Origin of the sequence: Cloacibacillus sp. An23, assembly GCF_002159945.1 — a bacterium.
Lineage (GTDB): Bacteria > Synergistota > Synergistia > Synergistales > Synergistaceae > Caccocola.
This window is the reverse complement of the sequence record NZ_NFJQ01000025.1, coordinates 1-3,827: the sequence shown is the minus strand read 5'-3', so window position 1 is coordinate 3,827 and position 3,827 is coordinate 1. Positions and strand designations below refer to the sequence as shown.

Sequence of the window (3,827 nt, the reverse complement as noted above, 5' to 3'; positions counted from 1 at the left end):
GCCAATGCTTTTGAAATATAGATATCATATTCACCAACAAAAGCGGCTGGTGGAGTATAAGAATAACTAGCCCAAACCTGAGCTCTATCCTCTATGCTCAAGCCCGTCAGTATAATCGTACTCCGACATATCTGAGTCCCGTCAGACCACCTGACCCATTCCCCATTAGCATTAGAGCCGCTGGCTACGATGTCGCCAAACGAGAGCACGTCTTCCAGTCCGCTCTCCGTGCGGCGCTGTAGCTTGATGACGTCTCTCATAATACTGCCTCACAGTTGACATCAACATGGAGGACGCCCCCCCCCCCGTAAGCACTGGCTAATTGTCTGCATTATTTGTTTCCTCCGTTTCAAGTGGGTTCAGCGTCCAGACGATGGCGTCAAGGTCTGCCTGCGTCTCGGCTGCTTTTATGAGGTCGTCGAGCCTCTGCTGCTCGCCTATCACCGTGGCAGAGAGCGCAGCGTATGTTTCGACGTGTCCCATGATTTTAGTTACAAGAGTCTCCGTCTCCATACCTCGCTGTGAGGCCATGCGTTCTACGAACTTCGCCGAGTCAGTGTCCGTGTTCCCGGCTTGAATGTCTTTCGCGCCTTGTTCCTGCTTAGGCCACGCTTCTATCTCCGCGCCCGTGAAGTTGGTTTTTACCTGCGCGAGTATCGCGTCGCCAGCGCCCCATATCTCGGCGCGTTTGGCGGCTACCGCGCGTGCGAATTTCATCGCGGGCGTGTCCATCTTCGACCAGTCGATCGTCATGGCAATGTCACCGCCCCGTCCGCGCTTACCGTTATCTGTTCAGGGAACCGCTGTGCCTCCGTCGCGTTAAGTCCTATCGGCAGCAGCAAGGTCAGCTCGATGTCGCCGTTTTCGCGCTTTACGTCGCCGACGAAATACTCGCTGTCTATAGCGTCCGCCGGGAGGGTAGAACCTTCGGTGAGCTGGGCAAAGTCGTAGGTCTCGCCGTTGACTATGAGCGCGTCGCCGGATTTTGATACGGTGATGCGGGGCGTAATAATAACATCCTGGCTAGGGTAGATGTAAACCCTACTCTGTACCTGCGGGCTTAAATTTATCTTGAACATTTCATCACTCCTTGTTATACGAGAGTTACACAGGCGCACGCCATGAATCAGGTGTGCGCCTGTGGTTGTTTAGGTTTCTTATTTTTTCTGGTGTTACACGGTTGTTACATTGTTCCACGCCCGCCCGCTCCGCGCCTCGGGGTTCGCGTGCATCGTCGGTGCGCTGGACGACGGGGCGATTATTGGGCAGGGCTCAAACGCTAACGGGAACTGGGTTAGGTTTGCGGACGGGACTCAGGTATGTTGGGGAAAGACGACATTAGCTGTTTCTACCACACCTCATGGCAATGTGTATGCAATGACTGTAAATAGCATCGCATACCCAGCGAGTTTCGTTGTTGCCCCAGTATGTGTATTAAGCTCCGATTATTACGACCTAAATATTACATGGGCAAACTGTCATGCAGTATCTACAGATACTTTTAATATGACAATTTATACGACAGGTCAGAAAACAAATACGCAAGGTACTATACAATTTCTCGCCGTCGGCCGCTGGAAGGCGTGAGGGCTATTTCCATTTACCAATGGCGATGTACCAACCGCCGAGAGCCGTAGTACTTAATGATGCTACGGTCGTGTAGTGATGAAACGTAGCCCCGCTTACAGTGCGGTTTATAGCTGTACCCCATCCGTGAGTATTGCTATTCGCACCAATGCTGCCGACGACGTCAGGGGGCGATATAAATAACATTGGAAACGTGACGCTTACCGTATATCTATATATTCCGCTAATTGGCGCACTGGCATCTGTATTTGTAAGCTGAGTTATAGCGTTATGTGCTATCGCTGTCCCATCGGCTAACTTTACCCAATAGCCGTTTGTGTTAGAGCCGCTCTCTATCACAGCCCCATCGGCGATTGCACCGACGATGCGCAGCGCCTCCGCCGGGACTTTGTTGTCCGCGTCCAGCAGCACCGTGCGCAGCGCTTCTTCAAGCCCCGAGGCTGTGCGCTTGCTGAAAGTCATAACGTCACTCATCTACGCTCACCTTCCTAATTATGATGTCGCCCTCTTTGGTCGCCGCTATTATCGTGTTGTCCGCCTCGCCGTTTACGTAGAGCTTGAGCTCCTGCAGCGCGGCGGCCGGCAGCTGAGCCGCAAGGACTTTGCCGGACGAGTCGAGCATCGGCACTTTGCCTTTGCTTGACAGGCCGGAGGACAGGCGCGCGAGGATTTCAAGTATCCCGTTCGCACCCTTGAGCACGACGTCGCCTTCGCCTGTGCCGGACGTGAGCGTGTCGTTTGATTCGCCGTCGAAGGCGAGCAGCGTTTTGAGGAACGCCGCGTCGCTGATCCAGCTGTCGGCGAGCTTGCCGTCGTCCCCGGCTTTCGGGATTTTCGACGCGCCCGGGGTGTCGGTTATGGAGTTTACCGTCGTCCCGTATTTGTTGACCAGCTCCGCTACCTGATGCGCGAGTTCGTTGAGCGCCTTCTCGCCTGTGGTTCGGATGATTTCGTATGTTTTGCCGCTCGCGGTCGTACCGGCGTAGGGGCGCGTCAGCGTAAGAGCCGTGTCGGACGTCACCGACTTTATGACGTAGTTCAGCCCGTCTACTATGAGCAGGTCGTCCGGCCCGCAGAAGTTCGTCGCGAAGAGCGTCCCGCTTCCCGTGACGTTCGCGCTGTCGTTCGTTACTGTGATTGTTCCTGTGGATTCTGACATGGTTTCACCTTCTTTTTTGTGCTATTTATTCAGCTATTGCCATGTAATTTAACGTTCCAGACGCCAATTGCTGTGTTGATGTTGTAACCCCTGTTGCAGACAATATTTTTACCCAACATTTGTTATATTCCGATGCGTTTTTAGTGGGTTCATAATCCTCTGCGTCACCGGGGTCATATATAATTGGGGTGGTAAACACTGCGTATGCTCTTATAGTTGTTCCTGCGTTTATGTCCAGAGATATTGTATTAGAGTGTGACTTATATAAGCTAACCGGCTCGCTACCAACAAACTGTGCGCTGCGACCGTTATCTATATAACCGGAGCCAACACTATAATTAGTTCCGCCTATGTTTGCGTATAACGTGTAACTTACTCTGCCATAGGTATATTTATGATATGCGCCAGTCGGGTTACTTGTCCCCTGTCGGCAAACACAACCATAAAATCCGATTGTAATTGACAAACTACTCAAATTAACCGAGGCACTTATGGAGCCACTCGTAACATTCCCGCCACTGCCGGTATCTACAGAATTTGCTGTGGAAGAACCTAGCGTAATACTGCCTGCCGCAATAATGAGCGTAGCAACAGGTTTGAACGTGGCCACTCCGGTTGTCGCGTCCCACGTTATATTAGATGCTGATAAATTGAGCGTTTGATTCCCGTCCGAACGTGCAGTCGAGTATGACTGCAAAGCGCACGGAGAAACAATGATGTTCGGCTGCGATGGCCAATATCCAGGGAGCGTAACGACTGTATTGTTAGGTACATTCTGCCCACAGTACATTTTTCGGAGCGATTTCATTTCACGGTATGCTCCGTTCAAATATTTATATGTCGAGATGTCGCCAACATCAACTCGAACATAATCCCCTATCGCGAGGTTGTTCGGGTCGCGTATTTCCAGTACGCCGGCCTCGGAGTTGATGGTTACCGCGCCGCTGGCCATCTGGAATATGGAGCCGTCTCCCATGATGAACTGACCGCCGGGCCCCAGCTGCATTTTCGCCGCCGCGTTCAGCTCGCGCCCGGTCAGCGAGCCGGAGGCTATGAGGCTGCCTATAAGCTGCGCCAGTCC

General features: G+C 52.5%; 6 protein-coding genes. All 6 read right to left on the bottom strand.

Annotated elements, in window-relative coordinates:
* The coding region (locus B5F39_RS14510; protein ID WP_204245134.1) for a hypothetical protein at nt 1–260 on the bottom strand (260 nt) is incomplete at its 3' end.
* 58 nt (nt 261–318) lie between these two features.
* Nucleotides 319–753: a hypothetical protein gene (locus tag B5F39_RS13910; protein WP_087368735.1), complete on the bottom strand. Its 435-nt coding sequence runs from the start codon at nt 751–753 to the stop codon at nt 319–321.
* The gene (locus B5F39_RS13905; protein WP_204245133.1) at nt 750–1,079 is read right to left on the bottom strand and encodes a hypothetical protein; all 330 of its coding nucleotides are present in this window, start codon (nt 1,077–1,079) and stop codon (nt 750–752) included. The genes B5F39_RS13910 and B5F39_RS13905 overlap by 4 nt, the downstream gene beginning before the upstream one ends.
* Before the next feature lie 511 nt (nt 1,080–1,590).
* Nucleotides 1,591–2,061 carry a hypothetical protein gene (locus tag B5F39_RS13900; RefSeq protein WP_087368733.1) on the bottom strand — a complete coding sequence of 157 codons (471 nt, stop codon included), beginning with the start codon at nt 2,059–2,061 and terminating at the stop codon, nt 1,591–1,593.
* A complete protein-coding gene (locus B5F39_RS13895; protein WP_087368731.1) occupies nt 2,054–2,746 on the bottom strand; it encodes a hypothetical protein in 693 nt (230 codons plus the stop codon). The genes B5F39_RS13900 and B5F39_RS13895 overlap by 8 nt, the downstream gene beginning before the upstream one ends.
* 25 nt (nt 2,747–2,771) lie before the next feature.
* On the bottom strand, nt 2,772–3,827 hold a 1,056-nt coding region (locus B5F39_RS14130; protein WP_204245132.1), incomplete at its 5' end, for a hypothetical protein.

Coding starts and splice junctions, on each gene's coding strand:
- B5F39_RS13895 (WP_087368731.1), bottom strand. CDS start 2,746: ATGTCAGAATCCACAGGAACAATCACAGTAACGAACGACAGCGCGAAC.
- B5F39_RS13910 (WP_087368735.1), bottom strand. CDS start 753: ATGACGATCGACTGGTCGAAGATGGACACGCCCGCGATGAAATTCGCA.
- B5F39_RS13900 (WP_087368733.1), bottom strand. CDS start 2,061: ATGAGTGACGTTATGACTTTCAGCAAGCGCACAGCCTCGGGGCTTGAA.
- B5F39_RS13905 (WP_204245133.1), bottom strand. CDS start 1,079: ATGTTCAAGATAAATTTAAGCCCGCAGGTACAGAGTAGGGTTTACATC.